The 22,484-nt window shown below is 44.3% G+C and carries 14 protein-coding genes; 8 read left to right on the top strand and 6 right to left on the bottom strand.

Annotated features, from left to right (window positions below; translation table 11 throughout):
- Position 1 precedes the first annotated feature (1 nt).
- Together BV902_RS13305 and BV902_RS13310 are read left to right on the top strand one after the other, a co-directional pair.
- A complete protein-coding gene (locus BV902_RS13305) occupies positions 2–1,816 on the top strand; it encodes a RagB/SusD family nutrient uptake outer membrane protein (RefSeq protein ID WP_237241624.1) in 1,815 nt (604 codons plus the stop codon).
- Positions 1,817–1,886: 70 nt separating this feature from the next.
- Positions 1,887–4,931, top strand: a complete 3,045-nt coding sequence (locus BV902_RS13310) for a SusC/RagA family TonB-linked outer membrane protein (RefSeq protein WP_075992358.1) — start codon at positions 1,887–1,889, stop codon at positions 4,929–4,931.
- A gap of 380 nt (positions 4,932–5,311) precedes the next feature.
- On the opposite strand, the gene BV902_RS13315 is transcribed toward BV902_RS13310, so the two are convergent.
- The gene (locus BV902_RS13315) at positions 5,312–7,588 is read right to left on the bottom strand and encodes an ATP-binding cassette domain-containing protein (RefSeq protein ID WP_157626065.1); all 2,277 of its coding nucleotides are present in this window, start codon (positions 7,586–7,588) and stop codon (positions 5,312–5,314) included.
- A gap of 48 nt (positions 7,589–7,636) precedes the next feature.
- Here BV902_RS13315 and BV902_RS13320 point away from each other — a divergent pair, with 48 nt between their 5' ends.
- The gene (locus BV902_RS13320; protein WP_075992360.1) at positions 7,637–8,068 is read left to right on the top strand and encodes a MarR family winged helix-turn-helix transcriptional regulator; all 432 of its coding nucleotides are present in this window, start codon (positions 7,637–7,639) and stop codon (positions 8,066–8,068) included.
- A gap of 95 nt (positions 8,069–8,163) precedes the next feature.
- On the opposite strand, the gene BV902_RS13325 is transcribed toward BV902_RS13320, so the two are convergent.
- The 4 genes from BV902_RS13325 to BV902_RS13345 all read right to left on the bottom strand — a co-directional run bounded on the left by BV902_RS13325 (position 8,164) and on the right by BV902_RS13345 (position 12,462).
- Positions 8,164–8,523, bottom strand: a complete 360-nt coding sequence (locus BV902_RS13325) for a response regulator (RefSeq protein ID WP_075992361.1) — start codon at positions 8,521–8,523, stop codon at positions 8,164–8,166.
- A 239-nt stretch (positions 8,524–8,762) separates the two neighbouring features.
- Entirely contained in the window at positions 8,763–8,954 is a 192-nt protein-coding gene (locus BV902_RS13330; protein ID WP_070566563.1) for a cold-shock protein, read from the bottom strand.
- A gap of 665 nt (positions 8,955–9,619) precedes the next feature.
- Positions 9,620–9,871: a hypothetical protein gene (locus BV902_RS13340; protein ID WP_075992363.1), complete on the bottom strand. Its 252-nt coding sequence runs from the start codon at positions 9,869–9,871 to the stop codon at positions 9,620–9,622.
- 233 nt (positions 9,872–10,104) lie between these two features.
- Positions 10,105–12,462, bottom strand: a complete 2,358-nt coding sequence (locus BV902_RS13345; protein WP_075992364.1) for an ABC transporter permease — start codon at positions 12,460–12,462, stop codon at positions 10,105–10,107.
- A 295-nt stretch (positions 12,463–12,757) separates the two neighbouring features.
- On the opposite strand from BV902_RS13345, the gene BV902_RS13350 reads away from it, so the two are divergent.
- Genes BV902_RS13350 through BV902_RS13370 form a run of 5 tightly spaced genes read left to right on the top strand, consistent with a single transcriptional unit; the run spans position 12,758 to position 20,967 of the window.
- Positions 12,758–13,309, top strand: a complete 552-nt coding sequence (locus tag BV902_RS13350) for an RNA polymerase sigma-70 factor (protein ID WP_075992365.1) — start codon at positions 12,758–12,760, stop codon at positions 13,307–13,309.
- A 21-nt stretch (positions 13,310–13,330) separates the two neighbouring features.
- Positions 13,331–14,383, top strand: a complete 1,053-nt coding sequence (locus tag BV902_RS13355; RefSeq protein WP_075992366.1) for a FecR family protein — start codon at positions 13,331–13,333, stop codon at positions 14,381–14,383.
- 38 nt (positions 14,384–14,421) lie between these two features.
- Positions 14,422–17,667, top strand: coding sequence for a TonB-dependent receptor (locus tag BV902_RS13360; protein ID WP_075992367.1), 3,246 nt, complete (start codon positions 14,422–14,424; stop codon positions 17,665–17,667).
- Positions 17,667–19,058 carry a RagB/SusD family nutrient uptake outer membrane protein gene (locus tag BV902_RS13365; protein ID WP_083663600.1) on the top strand — a complete coding sequence of 464 codons (1,392 nt, stop codon included), beginning with the start codon at positions 17,667–17,669 and terminating at the stop codon, positions 19,056–19,058. The genes BV902_RS13360 and BV902_RS13365 overlap by 1 nt, the downstream gene beginning before the upstream one ends.
- On the top strand, positions 19,051–20,967 hold the full coding sequence (locus BV902_RS13370) for a TlpA disulfide reductase family protein (protein ID WP_075992368.1): 1,917 nt from the start codon (positions 19,051–19,053) through the stop codon (positions 20,965–20,967). Before BV902_RS13365 ends, BV902_RS13370 begins: the two co-directional genes overlap by 8 nt.
- A gap of 97 nt (positions 20,968–21,064) precedes the next feature.
- Here BV902_RS13370 and BV902_RS13375 read toward each other — a convergent pair whose 3' ends face one another.
- Positions 21,065–22,105, bottom strand: a complete 1,041-nt coding sequence (locus BV902_RS13375) for a linear amide C-N hydrolase (RefSeq protein WP_075992369.1) — start codon at positions 22,103–22,105, stop codon at positions 21,065–21,067.
- Positions 22,106–22,484: the final 379 nt, after the last annotated feature.

The raw sequence follows: 22,484 nt of genomic DNA on the forward strand, positions 1-22,484 counted from the left end.
AATGATGAAATATTCTTATTCAAACCACATACATGCTGAGGAGCGTGAGGTATCTTGCAGAGCGTCTGAAATTAAATCCGCGTCTGACATGGGCCGAGGCTTGCAGATGCCTTTTAAAGCACAGCTCATTCGTATAAAATATAATCGGCTTAAATGGATGTTCCTGGTTGGAGTCACACTTGGGATCTTCTCCTGTAAAAGCGACCTGGAGGAAGAGCCTATCGAGTTGCAGACACTGGATCAGGTGTTTGACCGAAGGGATTCGGCCGGCGTAAATGCAAACCGGTTTCTGACCGATTGCTACCGTTATCTGCCCAGCCTGGGCAATCGGGTTGGTGGAGATTTTCTCGACGCAGCTACGGATGATGCGGTTTCCTCCAATCCGACCAACACATCGGTGCAGCAGTTGGCAGCAGGTTCTTATACTTCGGATAATTATCAGGACAACCTGTGGGCATCTTGGTATCAGGGGATTCGAAAGACCAGCATTTTTATTCAAAATATTGATCGGGTACCAGTTAAAGGGAAACTGGAGAATGGTACGCCTATGCCGCGCGTATGGAAAGCCGAAGCAAAATTTATGCGTGCCTTATTTTATTTTGAATTGGTCAAGCGGTATGGCGGGGTGCCACTGATGGGCGATAAGGTATACCAGCTGAACGATGATATTGAGCTACCACGTGCGAGCTTCGAAGAATGCGTCAACTATATTGTGAAGGAATGTGACGCAATAAAGGATAGTTTACGTACTGATCCATTTAATCTGGCTTTTTATGGAAGGCCTACTAAGGCGGCAGCCATGGCGCTAAAATCCCGTGTGCTCCTGTATGCTGCCAGCCCATTGTTCAACGGTGGAAATATAGATGGGCAGAATATTCTTACTGGGTATACGGCATTTTCCGCTGGGCGATGGCAGTTGGCCGAGAACGCGGCCAAAGACTTAATGGATCTAAACCTGTTTAAACTTGAACCGCAGTTTAAAGATGTCTTTATCACACGCAACAATGAACGGATCTTTGCGAAACAAGGTGGCAACAATACCAGTTTTGAAAATAACAATGGTCCTGTGGGTTATGCCAATGGAGTGAACAATGGTCGAACTAGTCCGACCCAGGAACTTGTAGACGCCTTTGGGATGAGCAACGGTCTTAAAATTACGGACGAAAATTCAGGTTATGATCCAAACGATCCTTATGTAGGGCGCGACAGCCGCTTTTACGCAACTGTTTTTTATAATGGTGCCCCTTGGTTAAATCGACCTGTACAAACCTTTGAGGGTGGATCCGATAAGCCAGGTGGATCCAAGCAACAGACAAAAACGGGCTATTACCTCCGCAAGTTTATGGGAAATTTTGAATCCCTTGCAAACTATAGTAATGTAAACCATGACTTTATCCTGTTCCGTTATGCTGAAATATTGCTGAATTATGCGGAAGCACGAAATGAACGTCTGGACAGACCTGATGTCAATGTCTATCGTGCTGTTGAACAAATACGACAACGGGCAGGACTGAGTCCCTATCAACTTCCCGAGGCATTGACCAAAGCAGAAATGCGGGAGCTGATCTACCTCGAAAGGAGAAAGGAGCTGGCCTTTGAGGAGCATCGCTTTTACGATGTGCGAAGGTGGAAAATAGCCGAAGAGGAGTTTAATAAGGAGCTTCATGCCACCGTCATTTATCAAACGGGAACCGGGGTGATCAGGCAATCAGTTCCTATTCTGAAAATGACATTTGAAGCAAAAATGTATCTGGCTCCAATTCCATTCTCGGAAGTGATCAAAAACCCAAAAATGGTACAAAATCCAGGCTGGTAATTAGTCTATTTACGCAAACCGAAGCGGGCAGTGTGAATGGCTTTAATCATGAATAAATAAATATAAACGGATGAAAAATAGCATATATCTGTTAACAATAATGGTTTTGACGCCATTTATACTATTGGCGCAATCCATGGTGAATGGTATTGTCAAAAATAGTTCGGGTCCCTTGTTGGGGGTATCAGTGCAGGAGAAAGGCGGTGGAGCCACACAAACAGATCAAAATGGACGATTTAAATTGGCCTTACGTGGTACTAAGGTTTTGGTATTTACAAGTATAGGATATAATACCCAGCAACGTGATGTAAAGCAGGGGGAAAATATCGAAGTGATTATGCAATCAAGTAGCCAGGATATTGATGAAGTGGTGGTGGTGGGGTTTGGTACGACCAAAAAACTTACAAGTACAGGTGCAGTCAGTTCAATAAAAGGGGCGGATATCCGTCAGGTGCCAACGTCGAGTGTACAGAATGCATTGGCTGGAAGATTACCGGGATTTGTTTCGGTACAACGCTCCGGACAACCCGGTAAAGATGCTTCGGATTTTTATATCCGCGGTGTCAGTTCATTGAATCCAGAAGGAAACCAGCCCCTGATTATTGTTGATGATATTGAATATACATATGAACAACTTTCGCAGATCAACGTCAATGAAATCGAAAGTATTTCGATCTTAAAGGATGCATCGACGACGGCTGTTTTCGGTATCAAGGGGGCAAATGGTGTATTAGTTGTCAAAACGCGGCGGGGTGAATCGGGGCGGCCAAAGATCAATGCGCGTATCGAGTCAGGTATGCAGAGCCCAGTCACAAAATTGAAGTTTTTGAATGCCTATGAAAGTGCGCTCTTATGGAATGAAGCGATAGCAAATACGCTGGGCGACAATTCCAATCAACCTTTTAGTGAAGCAGATTTAGCACATTTCCGTTCCGGGGATGATCCTTATGGCCATCCGGATATCAATTGGTATGACCGGATCTTTAAACCGTCGAGCCAACAGTACAATACAAATATTGATATCACTGGTGGCGGCGAAAGTATTAAATATTTTGTATCAGGTGGGGCTTTCTCCCAAAATGGAAACCTTTACAATTTTGAGAATGAAGGTGACAAGGTCAACAATAACTATTATTATCGTCGTTTCAACTTGCGATCGAATCTAGATGTACAAGCAACGAAGACGCTCAAATTACGATTGGATTTCCGGGCAAACTTCAATCGTATCAATTCACCGCGGGCGGGAAATGTCGTTGGTGAGGTGTTCAATTTTAATAAGATAAGACCATGGTCGGCACCTTTTATAAACCCAGATGGTTCGTTCGCCTATGCCAGTGATACGCAGGAGTTGCTACCGACGATCAATGCACGCCTGGCAGCGTCTGGATATAGCTTGGATCGACGTAACGATATCAATATTTTATTTGGCGGGACTCAGGAACTGAATGCTTGGTTGAAGGGGCTTTCATTTTCTACCCGTGTAGCCTATGCCAGCGTGGAGTCGAATGGTCGAGAGCAGGCCCGCGATAAGATACCTGTGTATCGTTATGACCCGAGTTCGAACGGTTACCAGCTGAAAGGTGGGGCACCTTATGTGCTGGGCAATTATACCTTGCGGGCCTACCAGGGGGATTACAACAGTCGGGTGAATGTACAGGCCAATTTCAATTATGCGCGAACTTTTGGGGATCATGGGGTGACAGCACTCCTGCTGTATAATCGGGAATCCTATAAAACAAAGGGGGATAAGAAAACCAACTGGATTCCACAGAATTTTGAGGGCTATACCTTTCGCGCAGGGTACAACTTTAAAGAAAAGTTCTTATTGGATGCAACAGCAGCATACAATGGCTCGGATCGTTTTCAGGCGGCACAGCGTTATGGCCTTTTTCCGGCGGTGTCGGCAGGATACAATCTAGCAAAGGAATCGTTTTTCAAAGATGCATTTAACTTTGTAGAGTTATTCAAATTGCGGGCTTCCTATGGAATCGTGGGTTCTGACAAGGTCGCCGGTGACCGTTATCTTTACCAGCAGGTATACAACGAGGGTGGAAGCTATTCTTTTGGTGAAACCCATCAGCCTTCACTTATTATCACGGAAGGAAATCTGGGAAATAATAATGTCACTTGGGAAAAACAAAAGTCATTTGATGTAGGGCTTGATGTCAATCTATGGAAAAACAAATTTTCCATGACCTTTGACTATTTTAATAACCTGCGGTACGATCAGCTCGTCACTTCACAGTCACTTTTCCAGCACATCGGTGTAGGGGTCTCACCATCAAATATTGCGAAGGTACGGAACAGGGGTGTGGAGTTGGAACTGAATGTTAACAACAATATCGGTGCATTTAATTATAATATTAAAGGTGTATTGACGTATTTCAAAAATAAGATTTTGTTTCAGGATGAACCGGCACCAGCTTATCCTTGGTTGCGGCTGACAGGGCAGCAGATCAATCAACCATTGGGTTATCTGTACGATGGTTTTTATACCGAAGAAAATATCGGTGCAAGCCTAAAACCATCGGGAGGGTATGAGGTGCAGCCCGGCGATCTGCGGTATAAGGACCTCAATAACGATGGCGTGATTGATGACTATGATCGGACTGTGATCGGTAAACCCAATATACCGAATACCAGCTTTGGACTTACCTTGGGGGGAAGTTACAAAGGATTTAGTTTCAATGTGCTGCTACAGGGAACTACCGGGTACAGTTTTAGCGTTCAGGGAAGCGGTATTGAGCCCTTCCAGAGCCAGTTTCAACCGATCCATCAAGAGCGATGGACTGCGGAAACGGCCTCTACAGCTAAATTTCCACGCTTAACCACTAATCCGACAACGATTAATAGCCCGTCAACCTATATGTCTGACTTCTGGCTTATTGATGCGACCTATTTACGTTTGAAGACAATTGAACTGGGGTATCAATTACCCAATAAATGGCTGCCATTTAGGATTAACAATGCACGTTTATATCTGAGTGGGTATAATCTGCTGACCTGGACGAATTATTCCTTGTATCAGCAGGATCCTGAGGTGACGTCCAACAGTGCGGGCGATGCGTATCAGAATCAACGTGTTGTAAATCTCGGTATACAGATCGGACTTTAATCAGCCAGTGATGAGTTTTAAATAGTACAATTACAGGTTTAAATAATAAGCAGGGCCAAATCATTTGATCCTGCTTATTATTTTGAAGAAATTTGGACGATCCGTATCACTAGCTCAGTTTTTTGAGCAGTTAGATTATCGGTGGTAATTGATTGTACGGCGACAACGCATCGTTGGAGTTAGTATTCAGGAAATTGGCGAACTTGAATTGGCACTGATTGCAAATGCCAACTTGGAGCATGGCGGATAGCGGACTTTTACGTTACAAAGCGTAGTTAGAACATCAGGGGAATCCAGTTTGAATTTATAGTGGATTTCAACGATTCAAAACCCAAGAACAAGCGTCGTTAAATCGCTTATCCTAAGTTTCAATGTGAGGGTTACTTCTTTCGGCCGATTGAGGCTGCAGAATGGATATGTTGCCGTAAACAGGCGGCCGTTAGCGAGACAGTATCTTTGAGCAAATCGGCAACGGTACCTGTAAACACCACATTTCCGCCATACTTGCCCGCTCCGGGCCCAATATCGATAATCCAGTCTGCTTGGGCGATAACATCGAGGTTATGCTCGATAACGATCAATGTATTGCGGTTATCCACCAGGTTATTGATAAAGTTTAATAGCTTTTCGGTATCGTTTGGATGTAAGCCTGTGCTGGGTTCATCCAGCACGATAATCTTGTTGGAATTCTTAAGTTCTTTGGTCAGTTTGAGCCGTTGTCTTTCCCCACCCGAAAAACTGTCCGACCGTTGCCCCAAAGTAAGATAGCCCAGCCCCAGTTGGAGTAACATATCAAAAGACTGACGGTATAGTTTGTCCGGGAAAAAATCATAGGCTTCTGCTACAGTCATATCCATCACCGCAACAATATTTTTATCATGGTAATGATATGTTAAGACCGCTGGCTTAAAGCCAGAGCCGTCGCAGACCTCGCAGGTCTGTTCAATATCATCCATAAAGGCCAGATCAATTTTTTCGATACCGATACCTTTGCAGTTTTCACAGGCGCCGAGGCTATTTCGGCTAAAAAGCTTATCGGATACCTGATTTGCTTTTGAAAACAGGGTGCGTATCGCATCCGATAAACCCAGGTAGGTCAACAGATTGGAGCGTGCACCTGTTGAAAATAACGACTGGTCGATGATGGTGGCTTCGGGATAAAATTGGGGCAGCACTTTGTTGATCAGTGTACTCTTGCCCGAACCCGCCACGCCAGTAACCACGGTCATCACCTTTTGGGGAATGCTCACCTGGATGTCTTTCAGATTATGCAGATTAGCATGCTCGATTTCCAGGTAGCCCTTTGCCGATCGTGGTTTATGATTAATTTGAGGCCGTTTGGCAAAGTACAGGCCTGTTTTTCCTGTTGATGTTTTTAGTCCCGCAACCGTGCCGTTATAGACAATCTCGCCGCCGTTTTTTCCAGACGCTGGCCCCATATCGATTACATGGTCGGCTATGCGGATCAGATCGGGGTCGTGCTCAACAAGTAACACGGTATTGCCCTTATCGCGCAGCTGTTTAATAATTGCAGCGATATTTTGTAAATCAATGGGATGAAGTCCGATGCTGGGCTCGTCAAAAATATAGAGTAAATCCGTCAGGCTGCTCCCCAGGTTTCGGACCATTTTGATGCGTTGGCTTTCTCCGCCCGACAGCGTATCTGTCCTTCTGTCCAGGGTCAAATACTGTAAGCCGATGTTGACGATATGTTTAAGCTTATGTTTCAGTTCGGTCAGAATAACATCAAAAGCGTTGGATGGTAAAGAAGCAACAAATGCCAACAGCTCATCGATCGAAAGGGCCGTACAGTCGGCAATGTTTTTGCCCGCTATCTTACAGGACAGAATTGTATCATTCAACCGTTTTCCCTTACATACGGGACAAGTTTTGGTAACGATAATGGTATTTAAAGCCTCTTTTCGGCTCATGATTTCCTTAGACTGCTTTTTGAGGAATGCTTTTTCAATACGGGGGATAATGCCTTCATATTGGACCGTTTTTCCCCATTCCGGATCAGGACGTTTGGGTTTGTGTTCGGCTGCATACAAAAGGAGCTCCCATTCCTGTGGCGTATAGTCGTTCAGTTTTTTATTGTTGTCGAAATAGCCTGATTGGGTGTAGCGTGTCAGGCGCCAGCCCCCCGGTTGAAAGGTCGGAAATCGGATAGCCCCTTCGTTCAACGATTTTTGTCTGTCGATAAGGGAACCCACATCAATGGTCTGCACAATACCCAGCCCTTCACATGCCTTGCACATGCCCAAAGGATTATTGAATGAAAAAGCGCTTGAATAGCCTACAAAGGGTGTCCCCATGCGCGAGAAAAGCAGGCGCAGGGAAGCATATATGTCGGTAGCCGTTCCTACGGTCGAGCGTGCGTTACCGCCCAACCTTTTTTGATTGATAATAATAGGGACATTCAGGTTGTCGATTTTGTCCACATCGGGAACGCCGATGTGCTGCAGCCGGTTTCGGATAAAACTGCCCTGTGTTTCGCTGAACTGCCTTTGGGCTTCAGCACCTATCGTTTCAAAGACCAAAGACGACTTGCCCGATCCAGAGACCCCTGTAAAAACAGTAATCTTTTTCTTGGCGATCTGGAGAGAAATATTTTTGAGATTATTTTGTCGGGCATGTATGATGTGAATATGTTCCATAATCATTAACTTTGGTAATTATTAACTAAGTTAACTATTTTATTGGCGATGAACAAAACCGAACAGAAATTTTATGAAGTGTTTACCGATTTACAATGCTTCATCTTGGCAAATATGAATAGGGGCGACATCAATGGCGTTACGGCGACCCACTATAATATGATCGAATATATTTACCGCCACGATCATTGTATCGTCAAGCAGATTGCGCAGGCGTTTAATATAAGTCCGCCTGCTGTTTCCAAGCAGCTCAAATTTTTGATAGCGCATGATCTGGTCGAACAGCAACAGTCTGCTACCGACCGCAGGATTTTCAACCTAAGTGTAACGGAAAAAGGCCGTTTTATCATCGATAATTCGGAGAATTTTAGGGAAGCAGTGGCCAAAGAAGCTGCAAAAAGCTTGACGGAAGAGGATTTAAATAAGCTGACTGAATTGCTTAATAAGGTGTTGATGGCCTGCTCACCCCCCACATGCTGAGAAAATCATGAATCATTAACATCGTCTTTTTAACTTGCGTTTCAAGTATAGTCCCTTTTGAAGCGCTCTGTAGGTCAGGTATATTTTATGCTGTTTTAACTATTTTTTTTAACCACATCGACCATATGATCTAAATCAAATGGCTTTTCAATAAAGTCGTCGGCTTTACATTCTGCGGCGGTTTTTGCAATATCGCTATCTGTCGATGTCAGGACAGATGGAAGCTCTTCGGTATCTGGATCAGCTTTGAGTTCCTTGATCACTTCGGATCCTTTTTTACTTCCTTTAATATGGTCGTCCACAATAAGAATGTCGGGATCAATATCTGCAAGCTTTTCAATTGGTTCGGTCGTAAGCGATGGAATCACATCAAAACCCTCATCAACTAAGACCTCATCCATGATATTCAAGATATTTTCATTATCTTGAATAACTACAGCCTTCTTTTTTGTCATTTCTTTTGAAATTTATCGGATAAATATAGAAAAAAAAGCGAGTACAAAAAACAGGGGAACGCGCAATTTTCAGTTAGGAGAAACAGAACAAAAGACATGCTATCAGTGAGCTGATGGCAATGTAGGCTAGTAGTGGGCTTACGCCGTCATTTTTGCCTAATTTTTTAACAAAAAAAACAGATAACATGAATGTTATCTGCTGAACTTAACTTAATGAAGTTTTTAAACTTCCTACTTAATTATGCTATTCGCACATTAACTGCGTTAATGCCCTTTTTACCGTTCTCTAGATCGAATGTTACAGTATCGTTTTCACGTACATGATTGATTAAACCTGACGAGTGTACGAAAACATCTTGACCGCCATCTGTTGGTGTAATAAAACCAAAACCTTTGGTGTCATTAAAGAATTTTACTGTTCCTTGTTGCATTGTATATATGTATTAAATTATGTATTTATTAGAACGCTTTTGCAGCATACCTCTCCTTTAACCATACGCGTTGGTAAAGGATAAATCGATCTGTCAACAAAAAATGAAGTTTGTAATTTTTCGTATTGACACTATCAATCTGAAAAAAGGTAATTAACTTCATATGTTGATAACAAAATAGCAGCTGGAAAAACGAAGACTGAGAAGAAAGAGTAAACTCAAAAGTGTCAGAAGAAGTAATGGCAGAAGCCTGATTATTATTCAAATGTAGTTATAAATTATTGAAAAACAAAGTTTTTTATTTTCTTCTGCCAATGTCAGTAAGCGCTAGAGGGGAAAGAGTTGCCGTCGATGCGGAGGAGATGTTTTGCTGGCAGAGCCATTTCAACTTGATGATCGCAATGATTTAGTAGAGAAAGCGATCTAAGCTTAGTTTTGATTTTAAGGTTGAATCAAGCTACTAGGCGATTGAATGAGTTGGAAAAGCAGAAATAGGAAGCGGACCAAACTTAAGGATAGTTTGGTCCGCTAGGTTAAAAAAATATCATGCTTTAATAATTCTTACGCATGTTACACAGTAATCCTCTTTGTTATGCATTAGCTCACCTACTTTATGAAACAATACATGCTGCTGATTGTGCATGGGATGATGTATTAATCAAGCGCTATGAATGGCTTAGCTGTAACTTTCCGATGAAAGGGCGATTATCAATCGTCAGAATAGCTTCTTTAATGGAATAGCATAGCTGGTAGCTTTCGCTCAGCGCTTTTTTGCTAGCTTCTATTTTGTCGTTTTCAACTTTATCGACAATCCAGGTTGGGTTTAACGGATCTGAACTAAATTTGGTGATTAATACGGTAAATCCTTCTTTCTGAGCACTGATTAAAGTGTCTTTTGTGATGTCTACTATTTTCATAGTGAGATAATTTACAAAAAAAAATACGAAACAGGGTCTGCTTCGTTCAGTTGATGGCCTTGACAACCTCCTTACAATTGAACGAAAATAGACGCTCTTTAATGTATCCGGGCGGAAAATTGGCAGGTTCAGCGATCGGTTTAGCTGGCGTGAAGCCGATCGCAAAATAAATTAAAATGTAACAAAAGGCAGTCTATGGCTTGCATTCTTTTACATTAGAAAGTTTCTTCTTCTTACTCATCCCTCAGGCTGACAGCCGGGTTGATCAAGGCTGCTTTGATCGCATGATAGCTGATCGTGAGCAACGCTATTATTAGCGTACCCATGCCGGCAGCAATGAAGATATCCCAGGTGATTTTAATACGGTAAGTATAGGCGCTGAGCATGTCATCGGCGATATAATAGGCTATCGGAAATGCGATCAGGCATGAGAAAAGGACCAGTAGCACAAAATCTTGAGACAGCATCCTCATGATCTTAAAAGTAGAGGCTCCCAGTACTTTGTGGATACCGATTTCCTTCGTCCGGTTCTCGGCTATATAGGCTATCAGGCCATATAAGCCAAGGCATGAAATAAAAATTGTCAATAGTGCAAAAAGACTCGAAAGTGTACCCAATTGTTGAAAATCTTTAAATTTTTCGGCGTACTTGCTGTCTACAAAGGAATATTCAAAAGGATAGTCGGGATTATATTCTTTAAAAATCTGCTCCATGGCAGCAAGTGCTTCTGATGTTTTCATATGATCGTTTATGCGTATGTTCGTAACCTGAGTACCTGCATAAGCGCCCTGAATGACCATTGGAGTAATGGGACTGAAAGGCGATTCCTGAATAAAATCCTTGATGACTCCGACGATATGCCAATTCCTGCCATCGACAACCGTTTTGCCGATCGGATCATCAAAATTAAATGCCTTGGCGGCGGATTCATTAATAATCATCGCGGCAGAATCAGTTGGAAATTTAGCTAAATCAAAATCCCGCCCTGCAACTAATTGCAGCTCTGCCGTGTTGACCAAATTTTCATCGGCACCAATTCTGGCAAAAATGGTATTATTATCTTTGGGCTTCCCTGCCCAGTCCATGTAGTTGCTGCTTCTGTTCTCCGTAAGGGGGGACGAAGTCCTTGAAATCTGTGTGGCAATACCGGAAGACAATAATTTATTTTTTATGAGTAATCTATTTTTGCTGATTTCTCCCTGATCGATAATACTAACCAACCTTTCCTTGTTATATCCGATTTCTCTATTTTGAGCGTATCTGATTTGGCGCTGAATAGATAATGTTGTTATGGTCAGGATGATAGCAATACAGAATTGGGAAATAACGAGGATTTTCCGAGGGTTAAATTTCTGTTGAACATGAAGATATTTGCCTTTCAGTACTTTCGTCGGCAGGAAGGAAGACAGATAAAACGCAGGATAGCTCCCTGAAAGAATTCCGGTCACTAAAATAAATCCTGCAAACATTGCCCAGAAAAGGAGATCGTCAAATTGGATAGATAGCTTTCTGGAGACCAGATCATTAAAGTAGGGGAGCGCTATCAGTGTAATCAACAGGGATAATAGGCCAGAAATGCATGAAATCACCATGGATTCAGTCAGGAACTGACCGACCAACATGTTTTTATTTGCACCGACGACTTTTCTGACACCTACTTCCTTCGCCCGTTTTTCGCTCTGAGCCGTACTTAGATTCATGAAATTAATGCAGGCAATAATAAGAATAAAACAAGCAATGGCGATAAATGATCGTACCATGCCAATTCGTTGCGAGCTCGGCTTTCCCTGCTCAGTAAAGTTGCTATAAAGCCATTTATCGCCGATAGGTTGAATAAAATTGGCTACTTTTGTATCGGTATGCTTTCTTAGGAAATATTTTATATTTGTTTCAAATTGATCGACGTTCGCACTTTTATGCAGTTGTATGTAGGTCTGAACGGAATTATTTCCCCAATAGTCGTCTGAATAGCCTATTTTCTCCATTAATGTCCACGGTACGAGATAAGTGCCTCCTTTCATAAACGAATTATCTGGCAAGTCCTCAATAATCGCAGACACAGTTGAAATTTGGGAGCTGTCCAATCGGATGGTCTTGTTGATCGGGTCGGAATGCCCAAATAATCTTTCAGCCAAAGATTTCGTGAGAACGATCTGGTTGGGATTTTTTAATGCCTCGAGGGGATTGCCTGCTATAACCTTGTAATCAAATATTTTTAAGAATGTGCTGTCTACGAAAACACCTTGTTCTTTTGCAAGTTTTGTTTCTTGATGGGTTAAAAGAAATCCAGTGCCCTTATCCACTCTTGTAATCGTATTTATCTCAGGAAAGTCGGTTTTTAAAGCCGCAGCCATTGGCTTAGGCGTGTAAAAATGTTCGACGGCTTCGCCTTCCCACACATCTTTCATCCCGACTGCATAGATCTGATCGGTATTAGAATAAAAGCGGTCAAAGCTAAATTCGCTTTTTACCCATAGCATGATCAATATGGCAGCTGTCATTCCAGAAGCTAATCCTACAATGTTTATCGCTGTAAAACCTTTATTCTTTACTAAATGACGAAAGGCAATTTGAAAATAATTCGTAAGCATATGAAATTGTTATGGATTAACGCTTACTAATTCATTGCCAATATAATAAAGTACTGAAAATAAGTAGTTAAAGCGTTTTTTATCATCAAATGCATGTTCGAAATCGAACGATCTTTGTTCGAATGCGGACAATTGAGGAAAGATTATTGAACCTATTGATAAACTCAAAATTTTACTAACATACAGAAGCATCTTGATTGCGTTATTTTACACGTTTCATTAGAAATCCATCATAAATTGACTTTCCTAAAAATAAAGCCTAATTTTGACTGATCAACAATAACTAAACCAGCAGATGAGTGTTACACATGTCCGACAATTGTTTACCCAACTTTACGAAGAAAATTGGGTGAAGTTGTATGTGCATGTTTTCCGGATGTTAGACGATCGTGACGAAGCCCGTGATATTGTACAGGAAATTTTTACGAATCTCTGGGACCGCATGGAGCGGCTTGAAATTGAACATTCTTATCAGGCGTATCTTTTTCGTTCGGCCCGTAATCTGGTCATCAATCGTATCGCCAGCCAGGATGTGGGCCGAAAATATGAACATTACCTGGAGCATGCCGCATCAACCCCTGAAATTATGCCCGACGAGTTGCTGCGGCAGAAAGAATTGGCCAGGCAGATCGACGAGGCCATAGAAAAGCTACCGCGGAAAATGGCTTTGATCTTCAAAAAAAGTCGTTTCGAGCAGCGGAGTTATCGGGAGATCGCCGCAGAACTTGATATCTCTGAACAGACGGTCAAAAAGCAGATTTACAATGCGTTGACGGTTTTGAGAAAAAAAAATACGAACTATTTTCATTTTTTTCTACCACTAAAGGGGCACTATCCTGTCTTCTAAACGGTAAACAGGATAGAACCTATGAAACAACGATTATCGAAACAATTACTGCAGAAGTATCAGCAGGGGAATTGCAGCGCCGAGGAAATTGCACTTGTCGAAAGTTGGTACAATCAGCTCAGTCGGAAAAATAACGAAAAAGACATCCCGGAACTGGATCTCGCTGCCGAAGACGGCTATTTCCAACAGCATATATTTGGCCCCGAATTAAGGGCTAATCGCCACCGGAGTGCCTATTTGAAGGTGGCTGCCAGCATTGTATTCTTTTTGATGGCCGGTGCAGCGCTGTACTTCTTTTCCCAGCCCCAACAATCGCCACAGCCACTGCCTTTTAGTGTCGGTCAATTCCAGGCCGATCTACTGATCGGCAATGAAGTGGTTAGCCTGGACGAAAAGAAACCGTTTAGCCCGGCCTACATGGCGCAGGGGAAGGGGGATAACCTGGCGGTCAAGACCAAAAAGGGGCAAGAATTCAAAATGGAACTTCCCGATGGAACCACCGTATGGCTAAATGCAGACAGCAAACTGGAAATAGGACCGGGATACGACCTCAAGGAACGCTCGGTATTCCTGACGGGTGAAGCCTATTTTAAAGTGGCAAAAAATAAAGCCAAACCTTTTATTGTTCATGTCGGCAACACCAGCATTGAAGCCTTGGGAACCGCTTTCAACGTGAAGTTATACGCAAACGATAGTCAGCTCTTAACCACACAGCTCGACGAAGGTAAAATACGGGTCAGCAATGCGGGTCTTCAGGAGATTCTGCTACCGGGACAGTCGATCGAACTGAATGTGCTGAACGGTGCCTTCCAGCGAAAGCAGCAAAATACACAACAGGATGCTGCCAATTGGAAAGACGGTTACTTTGAATTTGACCAGACACCGCTTCCCGAGATTTTGGCCGATCTTTCCCGTTGGTACAATTTTACCTATAGCCTGGCGCCCGTCTATAAAAACAAAGTCCTTAGCGGGAAAATCAGCAAAAAAGAGTCCTTTGAAGAAGTACTCAAAATATTACGGTTCGCCGGCATAAACTATACCATCGACAAGGATCGACTTGTCCTTGTTCCCTAACCAAACCCAAACAAACGCATTTTCAATCTAAATACCCTATGAAACAATCCGTAAAAACACTGCTATTGATGCTGATGCATGTCAATGGCTATGCCTTTAGCCAGCAGGGAGACAAGGCATCTGACCATGTTCAATTTAAACAGCTCGTTAAAGCCATTGAGCAGCGCAGCGATTACCGCTTTGTGTATGATCCCCATGAAATTAACCCCGACCTGAATATTGATGTCAATTTAAACAATGCCAATATCCCCGAGCTACTTAAACAGGCATTCTCGGCTAAGGGCATCCGCTATCAAATTGTCAAAAACACCATCGTGCTCCAGGGGAAGGGGGTAGCAAAGGCGCTGCAGATGACCGTCTCTGGTCGGGTCAGCAATGCTACCGGTGCAGCGCTTGAAGGGGTTAGTGTACGGGTTAAAAATAAGGTAGCCAGTACAGTGACCGATGCTAACGGTCGTTTTAGTTTAAATGGCCTGCAGCAGGATGATATCTTACTTTTGAGTTATGTGGGCTACCGCAGCAAGGAAGTGAAGGTGGCCGACAAGGCCCTCATGGAAATAAGCCTTGAGCTAGATCCGGGTAACCTGGATGAAGTGGTGGTGATCGGTTACGGTACGTCTTCGATACGCAAAAATACGGGTTCGGTATCCAGTGTAACCGGCAGGGAAATAGAGACCCAACCGGTACTCGATCCCCTGGCTGCATTGCAGGGCCGCGTTGCCGGACTTAGTATCGCTTCTAATTCGGGCTTGCCGGGCAGTTCTTTTCAGGTGCAACTGCGGGGTGTAAACTCCCTGAGTAATGGCAGCAGCCCCCTTTACATTATCGACGGTATTCCATTTTCGGACGAAAGCATGAATCAGTTTACCGCGGCCAATGGCAATCAAAGCCCGCTCAGCCTGATCAACCCCAAGGATATTGAACGCATCGATGTGCTTAAAGATGCCGATGCGACAGCCATTTATGGCTCCCGGGGTGGGAATGGGGTGATCCTGATCACAACAAAAAAAGGAAATAAGGGCGGACTTAAAATAGACTTTAATGCCAATGTGGGCTCGGGTAAGTCCATCCGCAACTTAAAGATGCTTAACACGGCGCAATATTTGGAAATCCGGAAGGAGGGATTTAAAAATGATAACTGGACAGCGACAGCAGATAATGCGCCGGATCTGCTCACCTGGGATCAGTCCGCCTACAGCGACTGGCAAAAGGAGTTTTATGGTGCATCGGCCCCTTTCTCTACCTATCAGCTGTCATTTTCCGGGGGAAACGAAAATACCCAATACCTGGCCAGTGCCAATTTCAATCGTCAGGGTGATCCCTTGCCCGGTAATCAAAATTATCAGCGCGGTGGTGCGCTGTTGAACTTGTCTACGCAGTCCAAAGATCAGCGATTTAAACTAAACAGCAGCTTCAATCTCAACCTGGACCGTAACAATACCGTGCCGACAGATATCGCACAGTTTTACAACCTGGCGCCCAACTATCCGTTATATGATGAAAAGGGCGACTATTATTGGTTTCAGCAGAGCTTACAGAACCCCGCCGCCTATATGGAGCGCTCGAGTGTTTCGAAATCAAAATCCCTGCTGGCCAACTTTTCTGCCGAATACGCGATCTTACCCGAACTGGTCGCAAAAGTCAATGTGGGCTACAACCTCAAAAGCATGGACCAGACGCGCTTGCTGCCCAATGCGGGATTTAATCCATTGACGAGCACGGGTTCCATGGCCTCTTACGGGAATTCGGATTATCAGTCCTATATCATTGAACCGCAATTAAACTACAGCAAAACAATTGGTAAACATGATTTTAAACTGCTTTTAGGCGGAACCTGGCAGCAGAGGGTCAGCGAAGGGAAATACTTCGATGGCAGCAGTTACCCGAGTGATTCGCAGCTAAACAATATCGGTGCTGCAGGTATCCTTGTGAACCGCAACAATCAGTATGCAGATTACCGTTACCAGTCTGCATTTGGTCGTATCAATTATGCCTATGCCGATAAATATCTGTTGAATTTCAGTTACCGAAGAGATGGTTCGTCCCGCTTCGGTCCCAACAATAAGTACGGTAATTTTGGGTCGATCGGTGCAGCCTGGGTATTTAGTAGTGAAGAATTTTTACAGGATCAGTCTATCTTGAGCTTCGGGAAGCTTCGTGCGAGCTGGGGAGTGACGGGCAACGACCAGATCGGCGATTACCAATATCTGGATACCTGGGGCACAGGATTTGCCTACCAAGGCATCACGGGGCTTTATCCGACACGGGTGTTTAACCCCAATTTTGGATGGGAAGAAATTAAAAAGAAAGAACTGGGGCTCGACCTTGGTTTTTTCAGGGACCGTATCTTCCTTACTGCCAATTATTACAACAATAGATCGGATAATCAGCTGATCAATATCGTGCTCGCACCGCAGACGGGCTATAATTCTTATTTTGGTAATACCCCCGCACTGATCGAAAATAAGGGCTTGGAGTTAGAGCTGAGCAGCGTGAATATCCAAAAGGAAAAGTTCAGCTGGAAAACCAATTTCAATATCACTTTTCCATCCAATACCCTGCTGGAATATCCGGGGCTTGCAAGTAGCAGTGATGCGAGGCGATACATCATTGGCGAGTCTACCCGTATCGTCCGTGGATTTCAGTTTACGGGAGTGGACCCGCAAACTGGGGTTGCTCAATTCCGGGATGTGGATGGTGACGGGAAAATTACGGATTTCAACGATTACGTAACCTTGGGATCCCTGCTGCCCAAGTACTATGGTGGTATCGGCAATAATCTGAATTATGGCGATGTGAGCCTTGGATTCCTATTTCAGTTTGTCAAACAGGAGGGACCATCCATTGGTTACGGCCCACAGGCAACAACCATTGGCGGATTGGGCAATCTGGATGAATATATGTTGAGCCGTTGGCAGCAGCCCGGAGATGTGACCGATGTGCCACGCGCTACCGCCAATAGCGCCAACGAAGCCAACGTGGCCTTCCGCAATTACTACCGCTATTCTTCGGCCGTATGGGACGATGCTTCTTTTATCCGTTTGAAAAATATATCGCTTAGTTATGATATTTCCAAATGGACCAAGAAGATCAATATCAGCCGGGCGCTGGTACAGTTCAATGCCCAGAACCTCTTTACCTGGACAAGCTTCAGGGGAATGGATCCCGAGATGCCTGGTTTTGACCGTACCTATCTCTCGGATGTCAATCCCTTTGGTTCGGTACGGAACAGCGCCACACCATCCATGCGTACCTATACATTTGCGGTTCAGCTCACTTTTTAATGATCATAACACTAAAGACTTATCCCATGAACAAATATATCATCTACAGCCTTTTTGCGACACCACTGCTTAACATCTCCTGCAATAAATTTTTGGCCGTGGACCCACCCAAGACGGAAGTGGCGGCAGCGTCGGCTTTCAGTGATGAAAAGACGGCCACAGCAACCGTAGGTGGGCTCTATACCAGCATGAACAATTACAACAACCAATTCGCCAGTGGATTGATGAGCATTGTATTGTCCAGTCTGGCCGACGATTATAACTCGGCTTTTACAAGCTACGACGAGTACAAATACAATAAACTGAGCCCGGCGACTTCTTACCTCGATAGGCTCTGGTCGCAACCCTATAGCTATATCAACCACAGCAATAAGATTATCGAGGGTGTTGAAGCCTCGGCGCTCAGCAGTACGGTAAAGGCACAGCTTTCGGCCGAGGCCCGTTTTACGCGGGTATTCAATTACTTTTACCTGAGCAACCTCTTCAATAAAGTGCCCCTCATCACCGATACCAAAGATCTGGAAGCCAACAACCGAAAAGGTCCGGCCTCCAGGGACGAGCTCTATGCGTTTATGGTGGACGATCTGCAGAAAGCTGCTGTCGATATTGCGGATGCCTATCAGGGCAATGAGCGTACCCGCCCCAATAGAAAAGCGGTTGATGCGCTATTGGCCAGGGTCTATCTGTATCATGGCGACTGGGCCAATGCCGAAGCAATGGCCGACAAAGTTATCGCCGATAATCGGTACGAACTGTCGCGCGACCTCAATACCGTTTTTTTGAAAACGAGCAAAGAGGCGATCTGGCAGCTGCAGAGCGTTAATCTTTCTACTGCCGGGGTCAACACCTGGGAAGGTTTCAGCATCGTTCCGGCAGTAGCTACAGCTCGGAGTTACTATCAGGTGTATGATGCCACGGTAGCGGCCTATGAAGAGAACGATTTACGCAAAACGATGTGGTTAAAGCCTTATGTGGTAAGTAATAAGACGCTTTATATGCCGTATAAGTATAAGCTGCGCACGGGCGCACCTGTGACCGAATACAATACTGTGCTGCGCCTTGCCGAGCAGTATCTGATCCGTGCAGAAGCGCGGCTAAACCAGAATAAGTTGCCGGCGGCACTACAGGATATCAATCAGATACGCGAACGTGCAGGCCTTGCTGCGCTGCCACAAACAATGGACAAGGCGGGCATTGCCCTGGCCCTCGAAAAAGAACGCCAGCTGGAGCTGCTCGGTGAATGGGGACATCGTTGGTTTGACCTGGTGCGCACAAACAGGGCCCTGCCTGTACTTTCAAAGGTCAAAACAGACTTTAGTGAAAGCGATATTAAAATACCGATCGCCAGTGCTATTTTAATTACCAATGCTAACCTCCAACAGAATGATTAAGCTATTCAAATACGCATTGCTGCTGTGCCTGCTACAGGCAAACCTGCTGTTGCAGGCACAAGTGAGCATTTTGCCGCACAAAGCAACGGCCGGTGATACCGTGACCATCAGCTTTGATCCAAGTAAATCTGCTGCTTCCCAGACGGAAGGGCCATTTTTCGTGGATTTCAACTATTCAAATTTTTACGAGTTCCCGAGCCGCATGCCCATGCAACAAGAAGGTGGAGTCTGGCGTGTGCGTTTTAAACTGCCCCCCTACGCCAACTTTTCCTGCTTTACGATCGCCGACAAAGACAAGAAATTCGTACAGCAAGAAAGCGATAGCAGTCAGTATGAGATCTACGTCTATAAGCAGGGGAAACTGATTGCCGGCAATTACCTTGGGAAATCATACAGTGTACCGGTTCAGGATAAAACCTCGGATCATATCCTTGCTACCCAGGAATATTACCTCAAAAAAGAGCTGAGTCTGTATCCCGACAATTACGAGGCACGGCTCCGGCTGATTGTGCTACAGATGAAAAACGCTGGTCCGGCCCAGCAGGGGCGGCTGTTGAACAAAGGCTTGGCCGTAGTGGAAAAGAAATTCAGAAGCAATCCGCTCTTTGAAGGAAACCTCAACAAGGTGACCATGGGCTATCTGATACTTGGCCAGAACCAAAAAGTGGATTCGATCCGCCAGGTGGTGATCAACGAGTTTCCCAACAAGAAGATCGGGATTAGTTATCGGCTCAATAAGCTGTTCCGCGAGCAGGATTCTACTGCCGTGGTCGCGAAAATAGGGCAGCTTCTTTCGTTAAAAACAGCCGATAATGAAGCGGCCTATGCCAGCGCTTACGAATATCTTTTTACCTACTATGTGCAGCACGGCGACAGCATACAGGCCAAGAAATACCTGCCGCTAATTACCCGTTGGGAGCAGGATCCCTACAAATGGCGTGCATACAATCAGTATGTGCAGCTGCTCTTGAATCATAAGCTGATGCTGGAGGAGGCATCCAAACTCAATTTGTATCTACTCGACAGTGTTGCGGCCTATCCCGTGAGTTTAATACGCTATTTCCCCGAAACGGGCTATCTGGTGGCCCATGATCCAGCCAAGGCCGACAAGCTTGCTGCGGTAAAAGCAGAAATTATGGCCAATCAGGGACTTATCGCCGCTCAGTTAAACCAGCCCGAAGCGGCCCGAGACTGGTTTGCCAAAAGCATCCCTACACTCAAATCGGCGGTATTGCTCCGGTCAGTGGCCATGCAGTATCAGCAGTGGAATGATCCAAACAGCGCTCTACCCGTATTGGAGGCAGCCTATCGGTATGCTCCTTTTGACCCAGCGATCAGGCAGCTTCTCGACAAAGTGATCCTTAAAAACGGAATGGACAATGCTGCCGAACGGCAGGCTTATTTTAGCAAGCTTGACACGCAATGGAAACAAGGGTATTACCAGGAGTTTCAGAAAATCATCGGCAATACGCCATTTCCAGAAGACATCAGCATCGTCGATATGGACAAAAAACCTTTGCTCAAAGCGGATCTCCAGGACAAGATTGTCATCATTGATTTTTGGGCAACCTGGTGTAAGCCCTGCATCGCTTCATTTCCCTATTTGCATCAGGTGTACAAAAAATATGCGGATGATCCGCAGGTGAAGTTCGTGATGCTCAATTCGGGCAGTGGAAACAGCTGGGACGATGCGTACAAATGGGCAAAGGCCAATCCCGAATTTGACTTTCCATTTTATTACAACCAAGATAAAAAGCTCAGTAGTAAACTGGATATCACATCCATTCCGACAACATTGATCCTGGACAAAAAAGGGAACATCCGTTTTCGAAAGGTGGGATTTGAAGGTGAAAAGCTACTGCAGAGCCTCGATGCCATGATCGAATACCTGAAAGAACTGGAGCACTAATTTGTTGGATTCCATGTAGCTGTTCGCAAATGTGCTGTTTCATTGAGATAGTAATACGACAACATCAATGAAACAGCAATTGCTTATATCATATCGATCACAACCCCATAAATTTAAAAGGTTGTACTTTTTTTAGGTGTTCATTGCTCAATCCAGTATAGGTTTTGTTTTGTTCCACATCAAGTTTAAGAACCTGACCTTTTTCGCTCAGATCCAGATCTTTTAGATTGATCCAAAAAGTACCCGGTGTGGTTACTGTTTCAAAATAGTAAACCAAATCTTTATGATCTGCAACAGAACGCCAACGTGTCGTCGAGATATTGGGTTCTTCCTTGGAGGAAATTCCATAAGGAACAGAACAGTTGCGAATTACGCTAAACACACTTGCAACGGATTTCCTCACGTCATCGGTCTGTGGAATTGCATCAATATAAAAGGAAGCACGCACAAATCGGTCTGCCGCACGGTTGGTACCAGGCAACATGATGGTACCTGGAATTCCCCGCCAATAATTATTGAGTGCCAGCTGCTCTTCAAAGATCGGCGAGTTTGTCATCACGACGTATTTCGGGTCGTGGTGTATCACAAGCTTTCCGTTGATATATTCAAATATGGCGTTGTCGCCAGATTTATCGGATAATGATAAATGGAGTGTCGTAAACCGTTGTGTACCCGGAATATAGTCGCTGACTAAGACGAAAGGTTCGCTTTTAAGAGCATCTACCGCCTCTGCTACCGAAGCATAGTTATCTAATATATACTGTGCCCAAGCGGCAATGGTCAATCCGGGCTTCTGTCCTTTTGGATCGAATTTAGGATATTGGGATTCGGCTAGCCAAAGGACATTGGCTACAAGGCCAGCCTCATTCAAGCCATCTGTAGTGGCGATGTCCCAGGCACTCGCAATGACACTGCCATATTTTGAAGTCCATTTGACGGAAAGGGGACCCACTTCTCCATTTCGTTTCATCCCTTTTGGAAACACCCATAGATTAACGGGTATTTCATCCCGCCAGTCCATACTTCGGGCGGTAAGGACAGTTTGATTGGGCCCTTTATATACAACGCGTGTGCATGCATCGGTTTTGCGATAGACAAAACAAAAAAACAGCACTAAAACAATTAAGATTCTTTTCATTTTCTTAAATTTATATAATTAAAATATATTCCTATGTTGGTCCATAATCCCGTAGCTCAATTCGCCTGCTGCTACATTTAACTTATTTAAGTCTATTTTTGTTAATTAGGATAATTATCATTGCCATAATAACTAATTTTCCCCTCTTTTTGTTTGTCCTAACCGTCAAATTTTGGGTAGCTTAATATTAAATTAACACTGGAGAATAATAATCTTCGTAATTGTACTCTTGGCTGCCATTCGCGACGATAATAGGGCATGCCGAAGAAAATATAATCCTTTATTCGCCCGCTACAGCTTAAGTATATTTAATTTCATGTGGCTGGTCCTGAATGTGGAAGCACTCAATGGGATAGAAAACAGCAGTGGGATAAGAATT

The sequence above is a fragment of the Sphingobacterium sp. B29 genome (assembly GCF_001952815.1).
GTDB classification, from domain to species: Bacteria; Bacteroidota; Bacteroidia; order Sphingobacteriales; family Sphingobacteriaceae; genus Sphingobacterium; species Sphingobacterium siyangense.

Coding starts and splice junctions, on each gene's coding strand:
- BV902_RS13305 (WP_237241624.1), top strand. CDS start 2: ATGATGAAATATTCTTATTCAAACCACATACATGCTGAGGAGCGTGAG.
- BV902_RS13310 (WP_075992358.1), top strand. CDS start 1,887: ATGAAAAATAGCATATATCTGTTAACAATAATGGTTTTGACGCCATTT.
- BV902_RS13315 (WP_157626065.1), bottom strand. CDS start 7,588: ATGGAACATATTCACATCATACATGCCCGACAAAATAATCTCAAAAAT.
- BV902_RS13320 (WP_075992360.1), top strand. CDS start 7,637: ATGAACAAAACCGAACAGAAATTTTATGAAGTGTTTACCGATTTACAA.
- BV902_RS13325 (WP_075992361.1), bottom strand. CDS start 8,523: ATGACAAAAAAGAAGGCTGTAGTTATTCAAGATAATGAAAATATCTTG.
- BV902_RS13330 (WP_070566563.1), bottom strand. CDS start 8,954: ATGCAACAAGGAACAGTAAAATTCTTTAATGACACCAAAGGTTTTGGT.
- BV902_RS13340 (WP_075992363.1), bottom strand. CDS start 9,871: ATGAAAATAGTAGACATCACAAAAGACACTTTAATCAGTGCTCAGAAA.
- BV902_RS13345 (WP_075992364.1), bottom strand. CDS start 12,462: ATGCTTACGAATTATTTTCAAATTGCCTTTCGTCATTTAGTAAAGAAT.
- BV902_RS13350 (WP_075992365.1), top strand. CDS start 12,758: ATGAGTGTTACACATGTCCGACAATTGTTTACCCAACTTTACGAAGAA.
- BV902_RS13355 (WP_075992366.1), top strand. CDS start 13,331: ATGAAACAACGATTATCGAAACAATTACTGCAGAAGTATCAGCAGGGG.
- BV902_RS13360 (WP_075992367.1), top strand. CDS start 14,422: ATGAAACAATCCGTAAAAACACTGCTATTGATGCTGATGCATGTCAAT.
- BV902_RS13365 (WP_083663600.1), top strand. CDS start 17,667: ATGATCATAACACTAAAGACTTATCCCATGAACAAATATATCATCTAC.
- BV902_RS13370 (WP_075992368.1), top strand. CDS start 19,051: ATGATTAAGCTATTCAAATACGCATTGCTGCTGTGCCTGCTACAGGCA.
- BV902_RS13375 (WP_075992369.1), bottom strand. CDS start 22,105: ATGAAAAGAATCTTAATTGTTTTAGTGCTGTTTTTTTGTTTTGTCTAT.